Genomic DNA, 25,515 nt, shown 5'->3' with positions numbered 1-25,515 from the left:
GAAAAAGGTGATAAGATTGCTTATAATGGTAAAAAAACGAAATTTAAAAAATTGAATTTCTAAACAAAATTGGCGTTAGCCCGGATTTTGATTTGAAAAACTTAATGAAATTTGTGACCTCGTCGAAGCCGAGTAGGAAAGCTATTTCTTTAACTGTATGACTGTTGTATGCCAGCATGCGTTTGGCTTCGAGCAAAATTCTGTCATTGATAACTTGCTTCGGTGTTTTGCCAATGAGTTCTGCTGTAGCGTTTTGCAGGCTCCGGATAGAAATATTCAGCAGTTGCGCGTAAAAATTTACAGAATGTGTTTTTTTGAAATTTTTTTCTATGAGCTTTTTGAAATCGACAACCAGCTGTCTTGATTTTGCATTTCCACGAATCAATTCAAACCGGTTTCTTTCATGTCTTTCAGCTGTCAGTAAGATATTGTGTAAATAGTTATGCAAAAGCTCGCCCTGAAATTCATCCAAAGGTTTGTGCAGTTCTTTCGCAACTTCGTTAAAATACTCTTTTATCTTTTCATAGTCAGGCAGAACATTAATGTATGCTACTCCATGCTGACCATTAAATAATTGTGATTGTTGCAGGTACAACTGATCTCGGGTAGATTTATAATAAAATGATTCTGTAAAGATGATAGACAAGCCATCATAATTGCCACCAGGATCGAACGCATGAACCTGATCTTTCGAGACAAACAACATGTGTCCCTTTTCTATCGGTATTCTATTAAAATCTACCATGTACTGCCCGGATCCTTCGGTAAAAAGAAAGATCATATAAAAATCCGTTCTGTGAGGCGAATATAAACGATGAGGAATTCTACTTAATCGCTCCCTAATCGTGGTTGTATTAATTTCCTGATCTCGGTTAAAGGTAAACAAGAACGGATACCTTTGAATTTCTTCCCTTTTCTTTTTCAAAGTAGTGTAAATATTAAGTTACTTTTTTTGAATGTATGTCGAATACAACAGGGATGGGCTTAAATATAGGAATTAGTTTTATTTATCAATCAAAAGACTTTTTATTTAATTAAAAACGACCACAAATTGAAAGGTTTAACTTGCGGTCATAAGTTTTCTTGCATACCTGATTTTATAAAACATCTACTATGGTTGCAGGAATACACTGCCTGTATTAAAGTATGTAATATGAGCCAACCTGTGCCATTTCCGTCTGTGGTTTATCTTCATAAATTTTACTGTCATCCAGCATCTGGCAAAGATCTCTTTCTATGTTTCTACAAATTGTTGTTGTAGGAGTATCGGTAGGTCTGTTTTCAAAGGGATCTTGTAAATGAACGGCCATTTTCTCAACCAATAAAAAAAATGCGGCAATGGCTACAACCAATGGAACCTCAATGTAACCGAAATACTCAATCAGTCCGAAGGGTAATAATACGATAAACAAATGGATAGACATGTTAATGTATTTGCTGTAGGTAACGGGAAATACAGTATTTTTAATCCGTTCACATCCACCCATATGGTTACAAAGAAAAGTAAGCGTTTTATCCATTTCTATCTGCTGATACTTATTAATCCAGCCTTCAGTCAAAGCGCGTTTCAAATCCATTCCATGTAGTTCCAGAATAGAAGCAGTTGTATTTTTGCGTTTCTTCAGAAATTCCATCTCTTCAGGATCCAAAAATCTTTCAAGACCTTTTGTTGCAGAAAAGCCACGTAATGCCTGGCTTACAGCATAACACCATGCAATCTGCCGGGTAATGAAGCGTTTTTTGAAACGATCAAGGTTTTCATTTGGATAAGGACTTTCAACAAAGGTTAAAACCTGGCGTGAGACGGATCTTGAATCATTTACAATTGCACCCCAAAGTGTTCGTGCTTCCCACCAGCGGTCATATGCCTGGTTGGATCTGAAAGCCAATAGTAGAGATATTATCGTTCCTAACAAAGCAGGAACAGCCACGGGAATAGAAATTCTTGTGACATGAAAATTTTGATATAGAACAACAATACCAACAGAATAGCCGATAACAAATAACAGCTCATTTTTGATTTTGCCGAAAATATATGTGAGTGGGATATTGTTTCTTAGTAGCATAATTCTGAATGTTAAGGATGAATTAAGAATGGGCGGTCTGCAAAGTAGAGTCTTTAATTTTAGTGAGTATCAGATTTTCGTTTTGCGCCTGTGCGTGAATGTCCAGGTACATGATTTTCCTTCCTGAGCGTTCAATTAAAATTTTAGGATCGATACTGTATTTATTGATCGATTTGAAATTATAGTCAGTGGGATAAGCGATGTACTCAACTTCAAAGTTTTCTATGAAATTTTTGAATGCCGCTACAGTACTTCCGTAAAAATACTCGATGCCAATTGCTGCAATCTGTCGAGAATAATTTTCTTTGTACCGGCTCAGTGTATTGTAAAAATCATCGCTAACATTATTATAATCTCTACTTCTTCTACTCAACATTAACATATCTGTAATGGAATCAGACAATTTAAAGGCATGAAGAAAAATGATGTTCAGCTGTTCATCTGGTAGATCGTGAAGAAGAGCATCAACTATTTTTGTGCTTTCTATATTGAAATCTGTAGGAACCAATATTGTTTTCATCGCTTCTTGTATTTAGTTAGATAATTGATTGATACAAGTTTAGCCGGATGTTATTGCAGTAGAATAAGAGCGGTGTTAAAACGAGATTAGAATTTCTTGCAGTGTCGAGTTCATTGGTTCACTTGGAGTTAAGGGATGTGATCCGATTTTCTTCGGGTTTATGGCTTTAGTATAAGAGTTGTATATGAGCTTTTAGTGCAAATTTTGGGCTCGGATTGGAGAAAATCCTGCAGAAAAATACAAATCCTTTAGCCAATAAATTCTTGCACAATTGAAATAATGAAGTACGTTAACCAATAAATCAATCAACTATTTGTTGGCAAAATTACCTTAATTTCTGTACCTATACCTTCCTGAGATTTTATGGCAATACTGCCGCGATGTAAGCGAATAATATTTAGGGATAAAGGTAATCCTACTCCATAACCTTTATAGTCATTTGTATTTGAAGCGCGGTAAAAAGGTTCGAAAATATGCTGAACATCAGTTTCCGGAATGCCAATTCCCTGATCAATTACAGTGGTATAAAGTGTACTGTTTTTACTTTCCAATAAAACGTAAACTACTTTATGATCTGAATACTTACATGCATTGCTTACGATATTGCTGAGTGCGAGCTTGATCAGGTTTTTGTTTGCTCTTAAAGTAAGCAGTGATTCATCCTCCGGAAGTTTGCTGAAATCGATTTCAATTTTACTATTTGGATGAACCTGATTTACAGATGCTTTAATTTCCCAAAGTAATTCATCCATTCTGACTTCTTCCCAGGGTTGGTTTTTGCCGTTGAAGCCCGATTGTGCTAAACCAAGTAAACTGGTCAGGATATGTTCCAGTCTGTCTGATTCATTTTTAATTTTTGCAAGTGCTTTTTGCTTTGCTTCAATGTCGCCTTCAGATTTTATCGCCAATTCCACCTCTGCACTTATAATTGTTAGTGGTGTTCTCAACTCATGAGAAGCGTTGCTGATAAAATTGTTTTGCGTTTCAAAAGCTGTTTCCAGCCGATTTAACATATTATTAAATGTTTCCGCAAGCTGAGACATTTCATCACTTCCCTGTTTAACATCAAGACGCATATGCAGATTTTCAGCCTTGATCCTTTTTACACTTCTGATTACATTACGCAACGGCATCAGCATATAGTTGGAAAAACGCCAGCCCACCACAAATGAAAGTAAAATGGAAAGGAAAAACCCTATAAAAAGGATTTTTTGAAGGCTTTTAAGTTCGCGAAAACCAAACGGATCATTTGCAGAAATAATTACAATATATCCTTTGTTTTTAGACTTGAAAAATTTGCCGGCATAAAAATGATTTTCTACTCTGTAACGAGCCGTTTGCCCTGCATTTATTTGATTAAAAAAAGATTTCGGAAGTTGGTCTGCAAGTTTGATTTGTTTGCCATTGCCAATAATGTATTCATTTTCTGAAGGCAACCGTTCCAGATATCGGTTACGCATTTCTGCATAAGCGGTATTGTTTTCGTCTTCAAAAAGCTTCAGCTGCGCGGTAATGTTTACTCTTGCTTCTAAGCGTTTGTAAAAGTCTTCAAAAGCAAATTCATTTGCAAAATACCACACAAAACCACTCAATAAAGTTATAATTACGGCCGAAAGTATGGCGAAAAGTATGGTGATTTTTTTGGCAATTTCCATTATTTTTCTCTCAAAACATAGCCCAAACCTACAGCTGTGTGAATGAGTTTCTGCTCTGTGTTTTTATCAATTTTTTTTCGGAGATAATTGACATAGACGTCCACAACATTGGTGCCTAGGTTAAAGTCTATGTCCCACACGCTTTCCAAAATGTCTATCCGGCTTAAAATTTTAGTTTTATTCTTCGCCATATATTCGAGAAGACGATATTCAGTAGCCGTAAGGGATACATCCATATTGTTGCGTTTTACGGTTCTGGCACTCACATTTACTTCCAGGTCAGCAACTCTGATAATATTGTCAGAAGGTGCAGAACCTTTGTAGCGCCTGATGAGCATTCTGATACGTGCAAAAAGCTCGGGAAATTTAAAAGGTTTAATGAGGTAATCATCTGCGCCATTATCCAATCCGCTTACTACGTTTTCTGTTGTTCCAAGAGCAGTTAACATAATAATTGGGATATGTGCTTTTTGTTCTTTCACGATTTTGCACAATTCGAGGCCATTAATACCAGGCAGCATAATGTCCATAATAATGAGGTCAAAGTTATTTTCGAGTGCCATGTTTTTTCCAATCAGGCCATCAGGAGCTACGCTCACGGTAAATCCTTCCTCGGTTAATCCCCTGGAAATTACAGAAACAACATTAGGTTCGTCTTCAACAAGCAGTAAATTCATCAGTTGCAATTAGTCTAAAAATGCGCAGATAACAAAATCTTATTACATATACTTTCGGTTTTGGTATCTGTTGTAGCATCGAAACTACACAAAAAAGGCCATCAATTTGAGGTATTGATGGCCTTTTTTATCATAAAATTATTTTCCGGCTTCCGATTTTTCTTTTAGTGACTGTAAACCACTTTCGAAATCTTTCCCGATCATTTTGTCCATGCTTACAAAAACACACATCCATTTGCTTATAAGGTTATTGTTTCCGCTCATTGTCCAGGTTACTTTATTTACACCAGATTGCGGAACAATTTCAAATTTAGTATCGGCCAGACTTTCAAAAGGTTTTATAAATTTCAGTTCAATATCTACTATTTTATTGGGCAAAGCCGATATAATTTTCATATAACCGCTACCGGTTTTGTCGCCTTCCCATTCATACAGTTGGCCGGTTTGTCTTACAGGGCCAGATATTTTAATTTTTGCTGATGGCTCCATTTTTGCCCATGGATTCCACTTGGCAAATTCATTAAAATCGGCAATGTTTCTGTAGATAACACTGTCAGTTGCCCGGATTTCTACGGTTCTGCTTACAGAATAGGTTTTTGGCAGGAATAATCCGCCAAGGATAATGATGACCGCCAGAACGGCGATAACGATCAACAGGGTTTTTAAGAATTTCATACTTGGGTTTATTTGGTTATTAAATTTAGATAAAACCAAAGAAATACATAGCAGAATTACAAGATATTGAGTTTGGATTTTGGTGAATTCAGTTTAAACGCCATCAAATCAGCTATAGATTGGGCTTTCTGTTTAATCAGATCTGCATTTTTTCCTTCATAAAGTTCATCTACCGTTTCAAAAAAAATACTTTTCCAAATGTCAAATTGTTGTTTTTGCATGGGTGTTTTTGCACTCAGACTGAAATGAACCAACATCGGATTACCTTTGTAAGTTGCTTTTCCGAAGAGAATACTTTCCCAAAAATCATACATTTTTGGGAGATGATGTGCCCAGTTTATTGCGGCAACATCAGTAAAAATGGGTCCAATCCATGCATTCTTTTCTACCTTTTTATAAAAAGCATCCACCAAAGTGATAATATCTGTTCGGCTTTCAATATCTGTTTTCATTTTTAATGTCTTTTAAACTCTCAAAACCAAAACTCACCAGGCAGATAAATTTGAGTATTTCAAGGATGATATAAACAATGTGAAGTAGCGATGGCGATGGTTCTGCACCTTGTAAAACTGCAGTTGCTCTTTGATCTAAATAGGGCAGAAGCCAAAAAGTATCAGCAATTAAGATTATAACGATTAAGACGAGAAATATTAGGTTTATAGTTTTTATTTTCGTTTTAATTGTGCCGATTAAAATCAGTATCATTAAAATGATTTCAATTTTATTTAGGGACTGAAAAACCAGCTTGCCAATTCCTAAACCCAACCTCAGCGTTATTCCGGGTGCCTGAAATTTTAAAGGTGCTTCCAAAAAACTAATTCCGGTAATTAATCCGGCCCAAAATATGGCGCAAAAAACGGGCAAATATTTTTTCATCCTTCACAAATATCGCAGAAAAGAATAAAGAAAAGTGACTGGTATCAGAAATCCTTTTGCTGGTATAATTTAAGAGTTAACTTCTCGTAATGGATTACTGCGTTATATTGCATCAGAATATCGCCGCCAATAATTCCGGCAATTGGTGGGTGGCCAAATTGCTTGTACGTATCGCTAACCGATTGAAGATCAAAAGCAACAGTTTCATAATCCTGAATTTCTAAGCGACCAATTTTTAGCGAAGGAATTGTCGCCTGAATAGTTGTTGTGGTTGTAAAAAGCGTTGCTGCATTAATTTCTTCAGAATGTTCTGTATGTGTGGGCAAATGTTGCTCTATAAGCGACTTGTCAAAAACACTTCTTGATGCGCCTGTATCCAGAACAACAAAATGTTTATGCTTAAAAAGCTTAACTTCCAGTAGAAGATGATATCCATCGTCTTGAAGACTAATTAATTTCAACGGAATTGTAATGATTTTTCTAATTGTTGCCATTTGGGAAATATAAGCGAATATAGCAGAATCCCGGTTTTTTTATTTCTTTTATCTTAATCCGCAAACTATTTAAACAGACGTGGGTTTACTGTGCATAGTTGCATATCCCAACGTAAATGTTAAAATTTGTTATTTAACAGGCATTTACATCCCCCAGAAGGCCTTTGTACCTATATTTACAGTTATAGATAATGGTGAAATTTAACAATGGGCGGATTTTATACAGTTTAGCCAATGTATTAAAGGTTAAACCCTCAAAATATTTAACTCTTTTTTCAATTTTATTCTTTTTTGTTTCCGAACCTAAGGAAGTCAGGGCGCAACAGTACATTTCCGGTGTGGTAAATGATGCGGTAGATCATATTCCACTGCCCGCTGTTACCGTTTCTATCGTAAATTCTACAGTCAAAACACTTACGTCTACTAATGGAACGTTTCGGATTCTAATTCCGGAAAACGCAAGCCAGATTCAATTTTCTTTCGTGGGCTACAAAAAAAGAATAGTTGATTTGAAAGCCGTTGGCAACCAGCTATTAAAGATTGATTTACAGCCAGAACATGCAACTTTAAATGATGTTAACGTTAACTCTAAAAAGCGCATGAAATACCGGAACAAAGACAATCCGGCAGTAGAATTGATTCAAAAGGTAATTGATAACAAGCCCATTAATCAGACTAAAAACTACAATTTTACAGAATATCAGAAATATGAAAAGATGGTATTTTCGCTCACAGATATTCCGAAAAAGTTGCTCGATAAAAAATTTTTAAAACAATACCGTTTTGTGTTTGATGCAAAAGATTCTACAAAAGTTAAAGGCAAAATGTTGTATCCAATGTATATGGATGAGAAGGTTTCCGATAATTTTTACAGTAAAGATGTAGGTAGAACAAAAACAGTTATTAAAGCACAGCAGAATGTAAACCTCAGTGCATTCGTAGATCAGAAAGGTTTGGATATTTACCTGACCAGAATGTATCAGGATATTGATATTTACAGCAACAACATATTTATTGTTACCAATCAGTTTTTAAGTCCGATTGCAGATAACGCCCGTAATTATTACAAATTTTTTATTACTGATACAGTTTCTGATACGGGCAAGAAATTAATTGAATTGAGTTTTACACCAAGGGTGAAAGGCGATCTTCTTTTTGAAGGAAAATTGTTTATAACGCTTGATGGGAAATTTGCCGTGCAACGTACAGAATTTGGATTAAACAAAGAAATTAATCTGAATTGGATTAGAACACTGAATATAAAGCAAAATTTTGAACAGGATGAAGTGGGTCATTTTTATTTGTCTAAAAGCAATATGATGGTTGATTTCGGTATTTTTAAAAATGGTAAACTTGGTGTTTTTGGAGAAAGAAATATCACTTTCAGTAATTTTAAAGTAAACCAGCTACGCCCGGCAGAAACCTACAAAAATCCAGATTCTGTTGTGATTTTGGTCAATGCCAAACAACAAGGAAATCAATACTGGGCAGATAACCGCGGCGATACCCTTTCACGATCTGAAAGTCTGGTTTACCACAATCTGGATAGTCTGCAAAATATGCCATCGTTCAAAAAAGCTACCAATACACTTAATTTGCTTGCAACCGGTTATAAAAAAATCGGTGCGGTAGAATTGGGGCCGGCCAGTACATTTGTAAGTTTTAGTGCATTAGAAGGTTTGCGGCTTCGTTTTGGTGGCAGAACTTTGCCAGAGTTTAATAAAACATGGTATTTTCAGGGTTATGGTGCTTATGGTTTTACAGATCAGCGATGGAAATATGAAGCCCGCGCAACGTATTCTTTAAACCATAAAAGTATTTATGCTTTTCCCAATCAATATATTAGTGCCAGTTTTCAGCGAGATACCAAAATACCTGGTCAAGAACTTGAATTTTCACAAGAGAACAGCTTCTTACTTTCTTTTAAACGTGGCGAAGACGACAAATGGTTGTACACCGATACCTATAATGTAACATACCTACATGAATTTGAAAATCATTTCTCCTACCAATTGACACTCAAAAACTGGACACAAACGCCGGCAATGGCTTTGGTGTATAATGTGGTAACGAACAACGGCGTGAAAACAATACCAGATTTAACATCGTCAGAAGCCTCTTTATTGTTGCGTTGGGCACCACATGAGCAATTTATTCAGGGGAAATCTTACCGCACACCAATTATAAATAAATATCCGATTATCAGTTTGGGTTTTAATCTCGGAGTGAAAGATTTGTTTAATGCGGCTTACAATTATCAGAAAATATACCTCGGCATCAGTAAACGTTTTTACATGTCTACGCTTGGATTTACAGATTTAATGGTGCAAGGCCGCTATACTTTTGGACAAATTCCTTTTCCCTTGCTCAGTACTGCACCGGCCAACCAGACCTATTCTTATCAATATTACGCATTTAACCTGATGAATTTTAGTGAGTTTGTAAGCGATCACTCCGTTAGTTTATTTTTTGATCATTCATTTTATGGGTTTTTCCTAAACAAAATTCCATTGATTCGGAAATTAAAATGGCGGGAATCAATATCGTTTAAAATGATTTCAGGCGGTTTGCGTCCAGAAAATAATCCGGCACAAAATTCAGATTTGTATCAGTTTCCATTAAATCGCAATGGCGTACCATATACCTACGCACTTCAAAAAATGCCCTACATGGAAGTGGGTGTGGGCATCAGCAATATTTTTAAAGTTATCAGGGTGGATGTCGTAAGACGATTAAATTATCTCGAAAATCCAGACGTTTCCAGATATGGAATCCGCGCATCTTTTGTCTTCGATTTTTGATCGAAACAATCTCTAATTTTTTTGGGTTTACTTTTTATGGAAAACAAACCTCTTGATCAGATCGACTATAAAGCCTTTGAAGGCAAATGGTATTCTTTGTATTCTATCCCAACGTTGATGGATAAACATTGGAAACAAACTACAGAAACCTACATCTTAAAAGATGAAGATCATTTTGACGTGCTTACCACATACCACAAAGACGGTAAAATGGAAGAAAAATCCATTACATCAAAATTGTTTTTTGACGATGAAAAAGCCGATGGCGATATGAAAGCTCAGTTTTTCTGGCCTTTTAAAATTGGTTATTGGATCATTGAACTGGCAGAAGATTATAGTTATGTAGTTGTTGGGCACCCGGATGAAAAATATCTTTTCATTATGGCCAAAGAACCTAAAATTGATCCTGAATTATTGGTTACGATTATAGAAAATTGTAGAGAAAAAGGATATGAGGTAGAAAAGCTTGTAAGCCAGGAACACTTTTAGATTTCTTTTTAACCAATCTGGTTTTTGAACTGGATTGGTTAAATAAATTAAATACCATGTTTTTTATCCATTCAGCCAGTTCCTTGTCGCTTATATCAGATTGTTCTGCTTTATCATAAATTGGCAACAGAAATATTTTATGTTCTACAATTTGAAGATGTGTAATAATTCTGGCACCGCCCGATTTTCCTTTTATTTGGACGCGATAGAAATGCGAATTTTATAACAGTTATTTCCAAGTGATTTTCCTTGCTCAGGTTTCTCTTGTCAAGATTTTATCAAAATTAAAAATTCACTTTTTAGAGATTGAAATTTTTTTGACAACCACTTCAGTTTTTTTTCAAAAAAAGTGTAACCTCAATACTATAGCTCATTGAATAAATCCTCGGCTGATTTTAGCTTAATTTTTCCTTATTTTGCAAGCTCAACTTCTTCCACCGCAGATTTTAATTCACTTATAAGTTGTGCTTTCTTTAAGGTTGAATGCTCAACTTTTACACACGAAAGATTGTTTAGCAATTCAATTATAAAATCAGCTTTGCTCTCCTGTACTTCCAATAGAATTTTCATTTTTTTTGAGAATAAACATAAAAATTTCTTTTTTAACCGTTCTGATTTTTGAACTGGTTTGGTTTATTGCTTTATGTTTTTGTTGATAAAATACTGACAACTGCAAAGTTCAAAATTCCTATTTTTGAAGAACCGTTTATATTCTGAAACGGCTAATTCTTTACAGCAGCTTATGTACTTGATTTTTGATACGGAAACGACGGGTTTGCCTCGTAATTACAATGCTCCAATTACCGATACCGATAACTGGCCGCGTTGTATACAAATTGCATGGCAACTTCACGATGAGATGGGAAGGATGATCGAACATCAGGATTATCTGGTTAAACCAGAGGGTTTTAATATTCCTTATGATGCAGAACGTATCCATGGTATTTCTACAGAACTTGCAGACGAGCAAGGGATAAGCCTTGCAGAAGCATTAGAAAAATTTAATGTTGCGCTGTCTAAATCCAAGTTTGTTGTAGGCCAGAATGTGGGCTTCGATGTAAATATTATGGGTTGTGAGTTTCACCGTTTTGGTGTAGCGAACAACCTTGCAGATTTACCGGTTTTAGATACTTGTACAGAAGTTACAGCAAACCTGCTGCAATTGCCCGGAGGTAGAGGCGGACGATTTAAGTTGCCCACATTAACCGAATTGCACTCTTATCTTTTCGGCGTACCCTTTAGCGAAGCACACAATGCAACTGCCGATGTGGAAGCCACAACGCGTTGCTTCCTTGAACTGATAAAAAGAGAAGTTTTCAAAAAGGAAGAACTTCTTGTAGACGTAGAATATTTTCCGCGTTTCAGAGAAGTAAATCCTGATGCCATTGGTAGTTTTGGTATTCAGCACATCAATCTTAAAGCGGCATCTGATGAAATCCGCAAAAGAATACAAAAAACCGAAGGTGGAGGCGTTTCCAAACAAGAGCTTGCAGAAAACAGGCAGGAACTTGCAGCCGCAACGTTTGTACATTTACACAACCACACGCAATTTTCGGTTCTTCAAAGTACCATTAGCATTCCGGATTTGGTAAAAGCGGCAGCAGGACAAAAAATGCCTGCAGTAGCCATGACAGATCATGCCAATATGATGGGCGCTTTCCATTTCGTAAACCACGTACTCAATCACAATAAAGCCGCCGAAGCAAAAAATGCAGCAGCAATTGAAGCGGGCGAAAGACCGACAGAAATTGTCATGAAACCTATAGTTGGTTGCGAATTTTTCGTTTGTGAAAACCACCTGGATAAAACCCGCCAGGATAATGGTTATCAAATGGTTTTGTTGGCGAAAAACAAAAAAGGCTACCATAATCTGGCTAAAATGTCTTCAATTGCATATACGAAAGGCTTTTATTATGTGCCGCGTATAGATAAAAATGTAATCGAACAATACAAAGAAGACATTATGGTGCTATCTGGTAATTTGCAGGGCGAAGTTGCCAATAAATTGCTGAATATGGGCGAGAACCAGGCAGAAGAAGCACTCATTTGGTGGAAAGAAATGTTTGGTGATGATTTTTACGTGGAGGTTATGCGCCACAATCAGGAAGATGAGAACCGTGTAAATACATCGTTAATCAGTCTGGCCAGAAAACATCAGGTAAAATTAATTGCCACAAATAATACCTATTACATCAATAAAAAAGACGCAAATGCACACGATATTTTGCTTTGTGTTAAAGATGGAGAAAAACAAGCCACGCCAATTGGCCGTGGCCGCGGTTACCGGTATGGTTTGCCCAATCAGGAATATTATTTTAAAAATGCCGAAGAAATGAAATCGCTGTTTACGGATTTGCCCGAAGCGATTTTAAATATTCAGGAAGTTATAGATAAAGTAGAAATTTATAAACTTGCCCGCGAAGTACTTTTACCTAAATTCGATATCCCTGAAGAATTTCAGGTAGAAGAAGATTTAGTTGACGGAGGAAAACGTGGAGAAAATAAATTTTTAGCCCATTTAACTTATAAGGGCGCAGAAAAACGCTACCCGGAAATTACAGACAGCATCCGCGAGCGATTGGATTTTGAGCTGGCCACAATTGAAAAAACCGGTTATCCGGGATACTTTCTTATCGTACAGGATTTTATAGCCGAAGCCAGAAATCTCGATGTATCTGTTGGTCCCGGAAGGGGATCTGCCGCCGGTTCGGCCGTTGCGTATTGTTTAGGCATTACCAATATTGACCCTATTAAGTATGATTTACTTTTTGAGCGTTTCCTAAATCCGGATCGGGTTTCTATGCCTGATATTGATATAGATTTTGATGATGAGGGCCGCAGCCGTGTAATGGATTACGTAATCAATAAATACGGTTCCAATCAGGTGGCGCAAATCATCACCTACGGTACAATGGCCGCAAAATCATCTATCAGAGATACTGCCCGCGTGTTGGATTTGCCACTTTTTGAGGCAGATAAAATCGCGAAGCTGATCCCAAATATGAAGCTGGCCAAAATCTTCAACCTTGATGAAAAAAGTCTGAAAGATGCACTAAGGCCAGATGAATATGAGCGTGTGCTTGAATTGAAAGCACTTGGCGGTGCAAAAGATTTAAGTGCAGAAACCATTCAACAGGCACAGGTTCTTGAAGGATCTGTACGGAATACCGGTATTCATGCCTGCGGCGTAATTATTACACCAGATGACATTACCAATTTCGTTCCGGTTTCTGTAGCCAAAGATTCTGATTTGTATGTTACGCAGTTTGATAACTCTGTTGTTGAAAGCGCCGGATTACTTAAAATGGATTTTTTGGGTTTAAAAACCCTTACGCTAATTAAAGACACCGTTAAACTGGTAAAAAAACGGCACAATATTGACTTAGATCCAGATAACATTCCTATTGATGATGTAATGACTTACGAGTTGTTCCAGCGTGGTGAAACCATCGGGATTTTCCAGTATGAAAGTCCGGGAATGCAGAAATACATGAAAGAATTAAAACCTACGGTTTTTGACGACTTAATTGCTATGAATGCCTTGTATAGACCCGGACCAATGGAATATATTCCCAGTTTCGTTCGCCGTAAAAACGGTGAAGAAGAAATTCAATATGATTTGGATGCCTGCGAAGAATATTTGAAAGAAACCTACGGTATTACGGTTTATCAGGAACAGGTAATGCTTTTGTCGCAGAAACTTGCCGGATTTACCAAAGGTGAGGCTGATGTTTTGCGTAAGGCGATGGGTAAAAAACAAAAAGACGTTCTGGATAAAATGAAGCCGAAGTTTGTAGCGCAAGCTGCAGAAAAAGGCCACGCACCAGCAACGTTAGAGAAAATTTGGAAAGATTGGGAAGCTTTTGCATCTTATGCATTCAACAAATCTCACTCCACTTGCTATGCCTGGATTGCTTATCAAACGGCCTACCTAAAAGCGCACTATCCGGCAGAGTATATGGCTGCGGTATTATCCAATAATATGAGCGATATTAAGCAGGTTGCATTTTTTATGGAAGAATGCCGCCAAATGGGCGTAGTGGTCCTTGGGCCAGATGTGAATGAATCTGATATTAAATTCTCTGTTAATAGCAAAGGCGAGGTGCGTTTCGGCATGTCGGCGGTTAAAGGTGTGGGTGAAAAAGCGGTAGAAAGTATTATCGAAGAACGTTTGGAAAAAGGCCCATATAAAGGTATTTATGATTTCGCAAAGCGATCAAATACACGTACGGTTAACAAAAAAGCGTACGAGAGTTTTGTGTATAGCGGCGCTTTTGATGCTTTTGGTAACCACCGTGCACAGTATTTTTATATTGGGCCTAATGATAAAATGAATGGCATAGAAAAGATTATTAAATATGCCAATGATTTCCAGAATAATGAAAATACAGCTCAAGCTTCGTTGTTTGGCGGATCTAAAGCGGAATTAATTCTTGAACCATCTTTGCCGGTTTCACCAGAATGGGCGTTGATTGATCGATTAAAATATGAAAAAGATGCCATCGGAATTTTTCTATCCGGTCATCCGTTAGACAATTACAAATTAGAGCTTGATCGCTTTTGTACACATAATGTAAAACAACTGAGCATTATCAATAAAGTGCGCATGGGCGATACAAATGAGGATGTACTTGCAGAGTTCGACAAACTGAAAAATCGCGAACTTTGTGTGGGCGGTTTAGTGGTTACGGCATCCCAGCGGATCACCAAAACCGGAAAGCCTTTTGGAACTTTTGTTTTTGAAGATTATGATGATGCCTGTGAAATGGCGTTATTTGGAGAAGATTTCTTAAAATTCAAATCATTTTTAACAGAAGGTTATTTCTTGCAAATTAGAGGTCGGGTTGGTGAGCGTTTTGGCAAAGCAGGAGACTGGGAGTTTAAAATCACCGCGATAAATCTAATGTCTGAACTGCGCGATAAATTGGCCAAAAGCATAACCATTCAAGTACCGATAGAAAGAGTTAATGAAGAACTGATGCGCGAAATTGAAGCCATTTTAGCAGACAATAAAGCCAATTCCGAACAACAAAACTGCCAACTTAATTTTGCTGTTTTTGATAGCGAAAAACAAATTGTACTGGATTTGTCTTCTAAAAATTTAAAAATAAACCCTAACAACAAGTTTTTGGAACAATTGGTTGGATTGAATGTTGTAAACTACAAGCTTAATTAAGCATGTTGCCTTGCTGTGCATGCATTATATATGTTAAGCACAGAATGTTTGCTGTAAAACGCAGTTGCCAGTTGCTCAAGATAATGTCAAATTGGCATTAGAGTTTGCTTGGCATTACAATTGAATACATATATTTGAACATAAAAAATTAATTATGGCATTAGAAATCACAGATGCAAACTTCGAGGAAGTTGTATTAAAATCAGATAAACCCGTGTTGGTAGATTTTTGGGCAGAATGGTGTGGCCCATGTCGCATGGTTGGTCCAGTTGTTGAAGAAATCGCAAAAGAATATGATGGTAAAGCTATTGTAGGAAAGGTAAATGTTGATAATAACCCACAGATTTCGATGCAGTTTGGTATCCGGAACATTCCGGCTTTGTTATATTTCAAAGACGGTCAGGTTGTAGACAAACAAGTTGGTGCAGTTCCAAAATCTATTCTTGCAGATAAATTAAACAAGCAATTGGCTTAATTTTTAAAGCATCTAAAGTAAAGAAGCCCAAAGGCTTGTAACATATTTAAAACCCGAAAACAATTTTGTCTTTCGGGTTTTTTATTTGCATATAAATTCGTTTTTTTATTATAAACTAATCTAAACATGAGATCCCAAAAAAAGAATACTGTAGTTCTGGTTACCGCTGGTTTGCTGGTACTCGGCATTGCCCCCGCAAGTGTAAATGCACAGGTAGAAAAACAGCAACCTACTGCAGATTTTAAACCTGCTTTTAGCGGTCAAACCCGTGCAGCAGTAGTAAAAACAAATACTCCTTTAGATATTTCTATTCTAAACAGTAAGTTGGAAAATCCCTGGGGGATTTCGCAAATGCCAGATGGCCGTTTCCTCATTACGCAGAAACAGGGAACAATGGTAATTCTTACTGCCGATGGTAAATCGCAGAAAATAATTAAAGGACTTGCTGAGGTTGATCCTTCTGGTCAGGGAGGTTTGCTTGATGTAACACTCGCTCCAGATTTTGCGGCTAGTAAAATGATCTATTGGGCATATTCTGAGCCACAGGCCAAAGGTGTTTTGCTTGCAATTGCGAAAGGAAAACTATCCGCAAATGAAACTTCGATAGAAAATGTTAAGGTAATTTACCGCGCAACGCCGGCTTATTCAGGAAAGCTACAATACGGTTCACGAATTGTTTTCGACAAAAATGGAAATCTTTTTGTAAGTACAGGAGAACGTTCTGGAAATGATATCCGCATGCAAGCGCAGTATCTTAATTCTTCGTTGGGGAAAATTCTTCATTTAACACCAGAAGGTAAAGCAGTTGCAAACGGTCCTTTTGCAGGAAAAGGTGATGCCCGACCAGAAATTTACGCGTATGGTTTGCGGAATCCTGATGGTTTGGCTATAAATCCACAAACAGGAGATTTGTGGGAAGCCGAATTTGGTCCGCGTGGCGGAGACGAAGTCAATATTATAAAACCCGGTAAAAATTATGGCTGGCCGGTAATCACTTATGGAATTGAATATAGTGGTAAAAAGGTTGGCGATGGCATTCAGCAGAAAGAAGGAATGGAGCAGCCGGTTTATTATTGGAATCCAAGTATTTCACCAGGAACAATTGCTTTTTACAACAGCAACAGCATAGCTGAGTGGAAAGGGAATTTGTTTGTAGGTGCTTTAAGCGGATCGCATATTATCCGTTTGGTTATCAAAGACAATAAAATTGTAGGCGAAGAACGTTTGCTTGAAGGTAAAGGCGAACGTTTCAGAGATTTGATGGAAGGAAAAGATGGTGCTTTGTATGCCGTTACCGATAATGGAAATTTATATCGTATTGCGAAAAAATAAGCAAAGACAAAGCCCATTTGATTTTTTCAAATGGGCTTTACATGTCTAGATTTTTGTTTTTTATTAATTAATTCTAATCAGGTTTGCAGTTTCTGTTGTCGACAGGGAGTTGATATCGATAACCTTTAATTCATTCGCTTGCGCGCTTGCAGTTTTACTTAAATTTTCTGTAATGGCCGTGTCCGGAAGTTTGTACATTGCTCCACTTGCTGGATCGATGATTAACATTCCAATAACTCCTCCTAGTAAGAGATTGCCGAAATACCATCCATTTAATTTCGCAGTAAGCGGTACAATGCGTTCCTCATGGCCTGTTAGGCTGAATTTTAATTGATATTCTTCCTTTGAAAAATATCCTGAACTCGATTTTAATTTAATTGTAGCCGGAGTGGTTCCTTTATAGATTTCGACTCCTTTTTTGTTTACTATCGATAAATTTGATCCACTTGGATTACTATTTATCGTTACATTGTAGTTCGATCGCCCAAAAATAGTTGCGCAACCTGTTGTCAACACCGTTGAGGCTGTAACTGTAGCCAGGAGTGCGTTTAAAAAGATTTTCTTCATTTAAAATTGTTTGTTATTAACTAGACGGACCAAAAGTATTACAAAAAAAATGACATTCTTATAGTTTTAAAAAAAAACTATTTTGTCGAATTTTAACTTACGTGAATTGACTGGCTTCAAAATTTTAATATTTGCCAAATTTGTAGGTAATTCCCACACCAAGTGTTTCTTTCAACTGAAGTTTTCCAATTTGGTTGTCGTCATAAAATAAATCAGCGGTAACTTGTGTAGAAATAAAGCGATTTATTTTCATATCCAGAATGCCAGAGTATGCCATTACCAGGTTTTGAGGATCTTGCAAATAGTTGCTGAACACACTAAAACGATTGTCGAGAAAAATATTTTCCATTAGTTTAACCTTATATCTGCCGCCAACATATATACCCAGTTGATACAGAAAGCTATTTGCTGGATCAATACCAAAGGCTTGAGTTAAGATACCGTCGCGGTTTGGATCAAATACAGCTTGGTCGTTTACAAATGTCATTCTGGATGTTAGCGGATGAATACTCAACTGGAAGTTATCATTCGGTATATAATCAAAACCAAATCCTACAGTTAGGTAAGCAGGTGCAAGAAAGTTAGATAAGTAACCTTGCTGTGGGTTGCCGTAATCATATCCTTTACTAAACTGCGATTTAATGTTCAACGCAGCTGCGGTATACCAATTGCTTTGTTTAATCTGGTAGCCGTATTTAGAAGTTAAGTCTATTACATCTTCTACTTTTGTAGTTGAGCTTCCCTGTTCAGAGCGCAAACCGTAGCCCAGCAAAAACCGGTTCTCCCAAAGGTTTTTACCGCGTTTTAGATTAAATTCATAATCCGCACGAGCCGTTAAAGCAACAGAGTTTATACCACCGGCAACCCAGTTGGAAAATGCAGCCTGATTAAGCAATAAAGTATTGGTACCTCTAACGGTCCAACCTTCCTGCTTGTTGGCGGTATCAAGCTTACTAACAAGTTTTCCGCTTTCGGTATTGACTTTACCATCGGCAACTACCTGACTAAAACTGTACAAACTAATGAGGGAGGATAGGGCGAGTAAAAAAAGTTTTTTCATAAAATATTCCTTAAAGTTGTAAAGCGAAGATAGAAAAATATTTTTTATACATTTACTTATATGCAAAATGTGAACTACGAAGACGCAACAGGCTATGGCAATCTTGAGCTTTTGGCCCGGCAGGTTGTAGAAGGTTTTATAACTGGTTTGCACAAAAGTCCTTTTCATGGTTTTTCTGTAGAATTTGCGGAACACAGGCAGTATAACGCCGGAGATAATGTTAAAAATATAGACTGGAAACTATTTGCAAAGACAGATAAGCTATACAGTAAACGGTTTGAAGAAGAAACCAATCTGCGTGCACAATTCGTGCTTGATATATCCTCTTCTATGTATTTCCCGGAAGGAAAAAAAAATAAGCTCACCTTTGCAATTGAGGCAATTGCATCGCTAATGTATTTGCTTAAAAAACAAAGAGATGCATTCGGCCTGAGTTTATTCGCAGATGAAATCCTGCTCAATTCTCCGGCAAAATCTACGACTGCCCATCAGAAATTTTTGTTTAACCAGCTCGATGATCTCTTGCAGAAGCCTAAAATTTTGGCGAAAACAAATTTAAGTGAATCTCTTCATCAGGTTGCAGAACTAATCCATAAGAGATCGCTGGTGGTGCTATTTAGCGATTTATTGAGTAATGGATTAAATACCGAAAGTACCGATGCGTTTTTTGATGCGTTGCTGCACTTAAAATTTAATAAACATGAAGTTGTTGTTTTTAACGTGGTTGATCAGGCTAAAGAAGTTGCCTTTGAGTTTGAAAACCGACCTTATCAATTTGTAGATATGGAAACCGGTGCAAGTGTCAAAGTTCAATCTAATCTAGTAAAAAACAATTATGTAGAAGCTATGGCGCATTACCGGCAACAAATTGAACTGCGTTGCGCACAATATAAAATTGATCTTATAGATGCAGATATTAGTGCCGGATTTTATCCCGTTTTGCAAGCATATTTAATCAAACGGCAAAAAATGGGCTAAGACCTTCCCAACCATAAAATCTATTTTTTTAAAGTGCAAACAACCGCGTGGTGCAACTGTTAAATAAAGAATACAAAACAAATCTTCAATATGTTAGAAAAAGGCAGTAAAGCACCAGATTTTGAATTGAATGCTACACCGGATCAAAAAGTAAAACTTTCTGATTTTCATGGGAAAAATGTAATCATCGCTTTTTATCCGGCAGATTGGAGCCCGGTTTGTGGCGATCAAATGGCTCTTTATAACGAAATGCTTAAATTTTTCAGTAAATATGACGCACAGATTTTAGGCATTTCTGTAGATAGTGTCTGGTGCCACAATGCCTTCGAAAAAGATCGAAATTTACACTTTCCATTGCTGGCAGATTTTGAGCCGAAAGGAAAAGTTTCTAAAGATTATGGTGTGTATGATGATGAAGTTGGAGAAAGCAAAAGGGCACTTTTTGTAATTGATAAATCAGGAAAAATTGCCTGGAGTTATTTATCACCAACAGCAGTAAATCCTGGTGCAGACGGTATTTTGAATGCTTTAGAAGAATTGGAGGGCAAATAAAATGGCAGGCAAACTTACACCAGCGGTAAATGAGCAAGATCATGTACAGGGTACAAATTCTGCGAAAGTAGAGATAGTAGAATTTGGCGATTACCAATGTCCATATTGCGGCGATGCACATCCAATTCTACAAGAAATTGAAGATACATTTGGTGAGCAAATCTCATTCGTTTTCCGAAACTTCCCCTTACAAAATACTCATCAATACGCCATACCGGCAGCATTTGCAGCTGAAGCAGCGGGTTTACAAAATAAATTTTGGGAAATGCATAATGCTTTGTTCAACAACCAGCATCGCTTATCTACTGAAATTTTCGATGAACTTGCAAAATCTATCGGACTTGATGTGCAACAATTTAATGCAGACCGAGAATCGGATACCGTAAGAAACAAAGTTGAAGCAGATTTTGAGAGCGGGATGAGAAGTGGCGTAAACGGAACGCCTTCTTTTTATGTTAACGGAGAGAAATTTGACGGCGGCGTAGAAGATCTTTATGCGATGCTAAAAGAAAGTACGAGCTAAAGGATTACTCAGCCTGAAAAAAAATATAAATGATTGCTTCTGCAGTCATTTTTTGTTTAAAGCAAACTTCTGAAAATAAAAAAACCTCATGTATTTTGCAATACATGAGATATCAGATAAGGGTAACCGGAAAACTAAAAAACTAATTATGAGTTTTTAGAATTAACAAAACTGAAATCGCTTCTGGTGTTTTGTTATCTCAAAGGTGCGGTTCATTTATGAAGTTTTAGTGAAGAAACATTCACTTTGCGCGCATATACGCAGAACGTCTTTTCTTTCTGCCAACATAAAAGTCAGATTGTTGTTTAATTAATGTGAAATGGGATTTTGATAAAACAATCAATAGCCAATTGATATTTGTATAGAACAACATCCCAAATTAATTCATTTCTAGATTAGAAAATATGAGCAAAAATGTTTCAGAACAACTGGTAGAGATGCTGGTTGAAGCTGGTGTAAAACGGATTTACGCCGTAACCGGAGATAGCCTAAATTATTTTAATGATGCCGTTCGGAAAAATGGCAAAATAAAATGGATACATGTACGAAATGAAGAAGCAGGCGCCTTTGCCGCCGCTGCAGAAGCAGAGCTGGATGGAATTGCATGTTGTGCGGGCAGTTGCGGACCGGGGCACGTTCATCTTATTAATGGATTGTATGACGCCCATCGCTCTCATGTTCCGGTAATAGCTATTGCATCTACCATTCCTACGAATGAATTTGGAACAGATTTTTTTCAGGAAACCAATACCATAAAACTGTTTGATGATTGCAGTTACTACAACCAAGTAGCCACAACCGCTCAGCAGGCACCACGAATGTTGCAAACCGCAATTCAGCACGCAGTACATAAAAAAGGCGTAGCTGTTTTTGGCTTACCTGGAGATGTTGCCCAGCAAGATGCAGTAGAAAGTGAGACTGCAATGCAATTGTTTCATAGCAAACCAATTATCCGTCCGGCAGATATTGAACTTATGCATTTATCGGCATTAATTAATGACGAGAAAAAGGTTATGATTTATTGTGGAATTGGCGCGGCAGAAGCACATGATGAAGTGGTACAACTTGCCGAAAAATTGAACGCTCCGGTTGGATTTTCATTTAGAGGAAAAATGGGTATCCAATACAATAATCCCTACGAAATTGGAATGACCGGATTACTTGGGCAACCATCGGCATATCATGCTATGCACGAGGCTGATGTGGTAATTTTACTCGGTACAGATTTTCCTTACGTAAATTTTATGCCCACAAAAAATAAAATCGTGCAGATTGATGAAAGTCCGGAACGGCTTGGAAGACGAGCGAAATTAACAATGGGCTTATGTGGAAATATCGGCGATACGATCCGTGCAATTCTTCCTTTTCTTGAAGAGAAAACGGATAACAAGTTTTTGAAATCGCAGTTGGATTTTTACAGCAAAGTAAAAGAAAATCAGCAGGTATATGTTAATCAGAAAGGCTTTGAAGATAATATTCAGCCAGAATTTGTAGCAGAAACCCTAAATCGCTTAGCGAACAAAGATGCAATTTTTACCGTTGATACCGGAATGTGCTGTGTTTGGGGAGCGCGTTTTATTGATGGAACCGGAGAACGAAAAATGTTGGGCTCTTTTAATCACGGTTCTATGGCCAACGCCATGCCTATGGCGATTGGTGCAGCGCTTGCTCAGCCAGAAAGGCAGGTTATTGCCCTTTGCGGAGATGGCGGTTTGTCTATGTTACTTGGAGATCTGGCCACAATAAAGCAATACAATTTGCCAGTTAAATTAATCGTTTTCAATAACCGATCTTTAGGAATGGTAAAATTGGAAATGGAAGTTGATGGATTGCCAGATAATGAAACCGATATGGTTAATCCTGATTTTGCCTTGGTAGCGCAAGCAATGGGTTTTAAAGGGATTACTGTGAGTAATCCAGCAGAGGTAGAAACATCGATCGCTCATGCTCTGGCAGAAAACGGACCGGTTTTACTAAATGTTATGACCAATCCAAATGCCTTGGCAATGCCACCAAAAATTGAATGGAAACAAATAAAAGGTATGACAGAATCTATGGCTAAACTAATGTTAGGTGGAAAAATGACCGAGGTTTTTGATACGATAAAATCGAATTATAAACACCTTGGCGAAATTATCTAAAAAAGCTTTATAAATCACAAAAGCCTGCTTCCGGCAGGCTTTTGTGATTTATAAAAAACTATAGATTTCCGCGTAATGCTTGTTCGCGCTCAAGCGATTCAAACAAAGCTTTGAAATTCCCTGCACCAAAACTTTGCGCACCTCTGCGTTGGATAATTTCGTAGAAAAGCGTAGGACGGTCTTCTACCGGCTTGGTAAAAATTTGCAATAAATAACCTTCTTCATCACAATCTACCAAAATTCCAAGTTCAGACAGCAAGGCAATTTCTTCTTCAATTTCACCAACACGTTCTGGCATCATTTCGTAGTAAGCTTCTGGCGGCGGACTCAAAAATTCTACTCCTCTTGATTTTAAATCTTTAACTGTTTTTACAATATCTGCGGTGGCAAGTGCAATGTGCTGGACACCCTCGCCTTCATGAAACTCAAGATACTCTTCTACCTGCGATTTCTTTTTACCTTCTGCAGGTTCATTGATCGGAAATTTGGAGTAACCATTACCATTACTCATTACTTTACTCATTAAAGCAGAGTACTCCGTATTAATTTGTTTATCGTCAAAAGAAAGAATATTTACAAATCCCATAACTTCTTCATACCACTGTACTGCTTCATTCATTCGGTTCCAACCTACATTTCCAACGCAATGATCTATATACAGTAAGCCAGCATCGGCTGGGTTGTATGCACTTTCCAGCGGTTGATAGCCTGGCATAAATGCACCGGTATAGTTTTTTCGTTCAATAAACATATGTACCGTTTCGCCATAAGTATAAATTCCGCTCGTTCTCACTTCGCCAAACTCATCGGTTAACACTTTGGGTTCCAGATAAGTTGTTGCGCCCCGGCTCATTGTTTCTTCATATGCTTTAAAAGCATCGTCTACCCAAAGTGCCAATACTTTTACGCTGTCACCATGTTTTTTTACGTGGTCAGAAATTGGACTTTCCGAGCGTAAAGCCGTAGTTAGTACGAGTCTGATTTTACCTTGTTGCAAAACATAAGATGCGCGGTCTCTCACGCCTGTTTCTGGTCCGGCATACGCCAATGTCTGAAAGCCAAATGCTGTTTTGTAATAATGTGCAGCTTGTTTAGCATTGCCCACATAAAATTCGATGTAATCGGTGCCGTTAATTGGCAGAAAATCTTTTGCTTTCGCAATTTTTTCTGCGAAGGTTAATGTTTCCATATTGTTGTCTTGTTAAATTTTTTTGTTTAATGTTGTTTACATTAAAATGTGTTTTAAACAAAAGGGAGTTTATTTTATTCGATATTGATTTGCCAGCTTTTGTGGTAGTTTTCATCCTCGATATCTAAGGCATCCTGAGTAAGCATCAGCGGTTTAAAAGGATCAATCATTACGGCAAGTTCATTTGTTTGCTCTTGCCCAATAGATTTTTCTACCGTTCCCGGATGCGGGCCATGTGGAATACCTCCGGGATGTAAGGTAATTTGCCCCTTTACAACGCTTTTTCTGCTCATAAAATCGCCATCTACATAATATAGGACTTCATCGCTATCTACATTACTATGGTTATATGGCGCTGGAATCGAATCAGGATGATAATCGTATTTACGCGGTACAAAAGAACAAACTACGAAATTGTGGCCTTCAAATGTCTGATGAACTGGAGGTGGCTGATGCAATCTGCCGGTAATGGGTTCGAAATCATGGATGGAAAAAGCGTAGGGATAATGATATCCATCCCAACCAATATAATCAAATGGGTGTGTTCCATAAACATAAGGATATATTAACCCTTGTTTTTTTATCAGTACTTTATAATCGCCATACTCATCAAAAGTTTGCAGGTTTTCAGGCAGTCTCAAATCACGTTCACAATAAGGGGAATGCTCAAGCAATTGTCCGTACTCGTTTAAATAACGTTTCGGCGCACGCAACGGGCTAAAACTTTCTACAATAAAAAGTCTGTTTTTTTCATTATCAAATTCTATTTGATAGATGGTTCCGCGGGGTATAATTAGGTAATCACCGTAAGCGAATTTGATTTCACCAAAACCAGTTTTCAATTTTCCCGATCCTTCATGAACAAAGATCATCTCATCAGCTTGACTGTTTTTATAAAAATAATCCGTCATGGATTTTCTGGGCGCTGCAAGTACAATATGCAAATCGCTGTTTACCAAAACAGGTTTCCGGCTTTTCAAATAATCATCCTCAGGTTTGACATTAAAACCGAGCAAACTGGTGTGTTTTAAATGTCGCTCGATAGCAATTTTAGGTTCTACGCTATACGATTCACCGAGGGCCTTAACAATTGTTGGTGGATGGCAGTGATAAACTAATGAATACAGACTGGAAAAACCTTCGGTAGATACCAATTCTTCGGCATATAATTTTCCATCGGGTTTGCGAAAAACGGTATGTCGTTTTGCAGGAATTTGTCCCAATTTGTGATAAACTGGCATAGTTAAAATGTATTTGGTTAAAAAAAAT

General features: G+C 37.4%; 23 protein-coding genes. 9 read left to right on the top strand and 14 right to left on the bottom strand.

Going from position 1 to position 25,515, the window contains the following annotated elements; all coding sequences use genetic code 11:
- Positions 1-43: 43 nt before the first annotated feature.
- The 9 genes from ACJVDH_RS13800 to ACJVDH_RS13760 form a co-directional block, all read right to left on the bottom strand.
- Complete coding sequence (locus ACJVDH_RS13800; protein WP_443947626.1) at positions 44-886, bottom strand: helix-turn-helix domain-containing protein; 843 nt, start codon at positions 884-886, stop codon at positions 44-46.
- A 253-nt stretch (positions 887-1,139) separates the two neighbouring features.
- Positions 1,140-2,066, bottom strand: a complete 927-nt coding sequence (locus tag ACJVDH_RS13795) for a bestrophin family protein (RefSeq protein ID WP_443943991.1) — start codon at positions 2,064-2,066, stop codon at positions 1,140-1,142.
- 22 nt (positions 2,067-2,088) lie between these two features.
- Positions 2,089-2,586: a hypothetical protein gene (locus ACJVDH_RS13790; RefSeq protein ID WP_443943990.1), complete on the bottom strand. Its 498-nt coding sequence runs from the start codon at positions 2,584-2,586 to the stop codon at positions 2,089-2,091.
- Positions 2,587-2,891: 305 nt separating this feature from the next.
- Positions 2,892-4,241, bottom strand: a complete 1,350-nt coding sequence (locus tag ACJVDH_RS13785) for a sensor histidine kinase (RefSeq protein ID WP_443943989.1) — start codon at positions 4,239-4,241, stop codon at positions 2,892-2,894.
- Positions 4,241-4,918 (bottom strand): response regulator transcription factor, encoded by a 678-nt coding sequence (locus ACJVDH_RS13780; protein WP_443943988.1) that lies wholly within the window; start codon positions 4,916-4,918, stop codon positions 4,241-4,243. Before ACJVDH_RS13780 ends, ACJVDH_RS13785 begins: the two co-directional genes overlap by 1 nt.
- Positions 4,919-5,056: 138 nt before the next feature.
- Positions 5,057-5,593: an SRPBCC family protein gene (locus ACJVDH_RS13775; protein ID WP_443943987.1), complete on the bottom strand. Its 537-nt coding sequence runs from the start codon at positions 5,591-5,593 to the stop codon at positions 5,057-5,059.
- 56 nt (positions 5,594-5,649) lie between these two features.
- Positions 5,650-6,045 (bottom strand): group III truncated hemoglobin, encoded by a 396-nt coding sequence (locus ACJVDH_RS13770; protein WP_443943986.1) that lies wholly within the window; start codon positions 6,043-6,045, stop codon positions 5,650-5,652.
- Positions 6,029-6,469, bottom strand: a complete 441-nt coding sequence (locus ACJVDH_RS13765; RefSeq protein ID WP_443943985.1) for a hypothetical protein — start codon at positions 6,467-6,469, stop codon at positions 6,029-6,031. The genes ACJVDH_RS13770 and ACJVDH_RS13765 overlap by 17 nt, the downstream gene beginning before the upstream one ends.
- Before the next feature lie 44 nt (positions 6,470-6,513).
- Positions 6,514-6,963 (bottom strand): aspartyl protease family protein, encoded by a 450-nt coding sequence (locus ACJVDH_RS13760; protein ID WP_443943984.1) that lies wholly within the window; start codon positions 6,961-6,963, stop codon positions 6,514-6,516.
- Between the two features lie 191 nt (positions 6,964-7,154).
- Here ACJVDH_RS13760 and ACJVDH_RS13755 point away from each other — a divergent pair, with 191 nt between their 5' ends.
- Together ACJVDH_RS13755 and ACJVDH_RS13750 are read left to right on the top strand one after the other, a co-directional pair.
- On the top strand, positions 7,155-9,764 hold the full coding sequence (locus ACJVDH_RS13755) for a DUF5686 family protein (protein WP_443943983.1): 2,610 nt from the start codon (positions 7,155-7,157) through the stop codon (positions 9,762-9,764).
- A 36-nt stretch (positions 9,765-9,800) separates the two neighbouring features.
- The gene (locus ACJVDH_RS13750) at positions 9,801-10,253 is read left to right on the top strand and encodes a lipocalin family protein (RefSeq protein WP_443943982.1); all 453 of its coding nucleotides are present in this window, start codon (positions 9,801-9,803) and stop codon (positions 10,251-10,253) included.
- A 411-nt stretch (positions 10,254-10,664) separates the two neighbouring features.
- Here the strand turns inward: ACJVDH_RS13750 and ACJVDH_RS13745 are convergent, their stop codons facing one another.
- A complete protein-coding gene (locus tag ACJVDH_RS13745) occupies positions 10,665-10,823 on the bottom strand; it encodes a hypothetical protein (protein WP_443943981.1) in 159 nt (52 codons plus the stop codon).
- Between the two features lie 172 nt (positions 10,824-10,995).
- Here ACJVDH_RS13745 and dnaE point away from each other — a divergent pair, with 172 nt between their 5' ends.
- The 3 genes from dnaE (at position 10,996) to ACJVDH_RS13730 (ending at position 17,236) form a co-directional block, all read left to right on the top strand.
- A complete protein-coding gene (gene dnaE, locus ACJVDH_RS13740) occupies positions 10,996-15,429 on the top strand; it encodes a DNA polymerase III subunit alpha (protein ID WP_443943980.1) in 4,434 nt (1,477 codons plus the stop codon).
- 154 nt (positions 15,430-15,583) lie between these two features.
- Positions 15,584-15,904: a thioredoxin gene (gene trxA, locus ACJVDH_RS13735; protein ID WP_443943979.1), complete on the top strand. Its 321-nt coding sequence runs from the start codon at positions 15,584-15,586 to the stop codon at positions 15,902-15,904.
- A gap of 126 nt (positions 15,905-16,030) precedes the next feature.
- The gene (locus ACJVDH_RS13730; protein ID WP_443943978.1) at positions 16,031-17,236 is read left to right on the top strand and encodes a PQQ-dependent sugar dehydrogenase; all 1,206 of its coding nucleotides are present in this window, start codon (positions 16,031-16,033) and stop codon (positions 17,234-17,236) included.
- Positions 17,237-17,299: 63 nt separating this feature from the next.
- Here the strand turns inward: ACJVDH_RS13730 and ACJVDH_RS13725 are convergent, their stop codons facing one another.
- Together ACJVDH_RS13725 and ACJVDH_RS13720 are read right to left on the bottom strand one after the other, a co-directional pair.
- The gene (locus ACJVDH_RS13725) at positions 17,300-17,803 is read right to left on the bottom strand and encodes a hypothetical protein (protein WP_443943977.1); all 504 of its coding nucleotides are present in this window, start codon (positions 17,801-17,803) and stop codon (positions 17,300-17,302) included.
- A gap of 124 nt (positions 17,804-17,927) precedes the next feature.
- Positions 17,928-18,863, bottom strand: a complete 936-nt coding sequence (locus tag ACJVDH_RS13720; RefSeq protein WP_443943976.1) for a DUF3078 domain-containing protein — start codon at positions 18,861-18,863, stop codon at positions 17,928-17,930.
- A 60-nt stretch (positions 18,864-18,923) separates the two neighbouring features.
- Here ACJVDH_RS13720 and ACJVDH_RS13715 point away from each other — a divergent pair, with 60 nt between their 5' ends.
- From ACJVDH_RS13715 to ACJVDH_RS13700, 4 genes are all read left to right on the top strand, one after another.
- Positions 18,924-19,841 carry a DUF58 domain-containing protein gene (locus ACJVDH_RS13715; protein WP_443943975.1) on the top strand — a complete coding sequence of 306 codons (918 nt, stop codon included), beginning with the start codon at positions 18,924-18,926 and terminating at the stop codon, positions 19,839-19,841.
- Between the two features lie 90 nt (positions 19,842-19,931).
- Positions 19,932-20,393: a redoxin domain-containing protein gene (locus ACJVDH_RS13710; RefSeq protein WP_443943974.1), complete on the top strand. Its 462-nt coding sequence runs from the start codon at positions 19,932-19,934 to the stop codon at positions 20,391-20,393.
- Between the two features lies 1 nt (position 20,394).
- Complete coding sequence (locus ACJVDH_RS13705; protein WP_443943973.1) at positions 20,395-20,916, top strand: DsbA family protein; 522 nt, start codon at positions 20,395-20,397, stop codon at positions 20,914-20,916.
- A gap of 404 nt (positions 20,917-21,320) precedes the next feature.
- Positions 21,321-23,057 (top strand): thiamine pyrophosphate-dependent enzyme, encoded by a 1,737-nt coding sequence (locus ACJVDH_RS13700; RefSeq protein ID WP_443943972.1) that lies wholly within the window; start codon positions 21,321-21,323, stop codon positions 23,055-23,057.
- 58 nt (positions 23,058-23,115) lie between these two features.
- Here ACJVDH_RS13700 and hppD read toward each other — a convergent pair whose 3' ends face one another.
- Together hppD and ACJVDH_RS13690 are read right to left on the bottom strand one after the other, a co-directional pair.
- Positions 23,116-24,246, bottom strand: coding sequence for a 4-hydroxyphenylpyruvate dioxygenase (hppD, locus tag ACJVDH_RS13695; protein WP_443943971.1), 1,131 nt, complete (start codon positions 24,244-24,246; stop codon positions 23,116-23,118).
- Between the two features lie 74 nt (positions 24,247-24,320).
- Complete coding sequence (locus ACJVDH_RS13690; protein ID WP_443943970.1) at positions 24,321-25,487, bottom strand: homogentisate 1,2-dioxygenase; 1,167 nt, start codon at positions 25,485-25,487, stop codon at positions 24,321-24,323.
- Positions 25,488-25,515: the final 28 nt, after the last annotated feature.

Origin of the sequence: Pedobacter terrestris, assembly GCF_052343045.1 — a bacterium.
Classification (GTDB): Bacteria; Bacteroidota; Bacteroidia; order Sphingobacteriales; family Sphingobacteriaceae; genus Pedobacter.
Note: the sequence above shows the minus strand (reverse complement) of the source record. Positions and strands in the feature narration are given on the sequence as shown.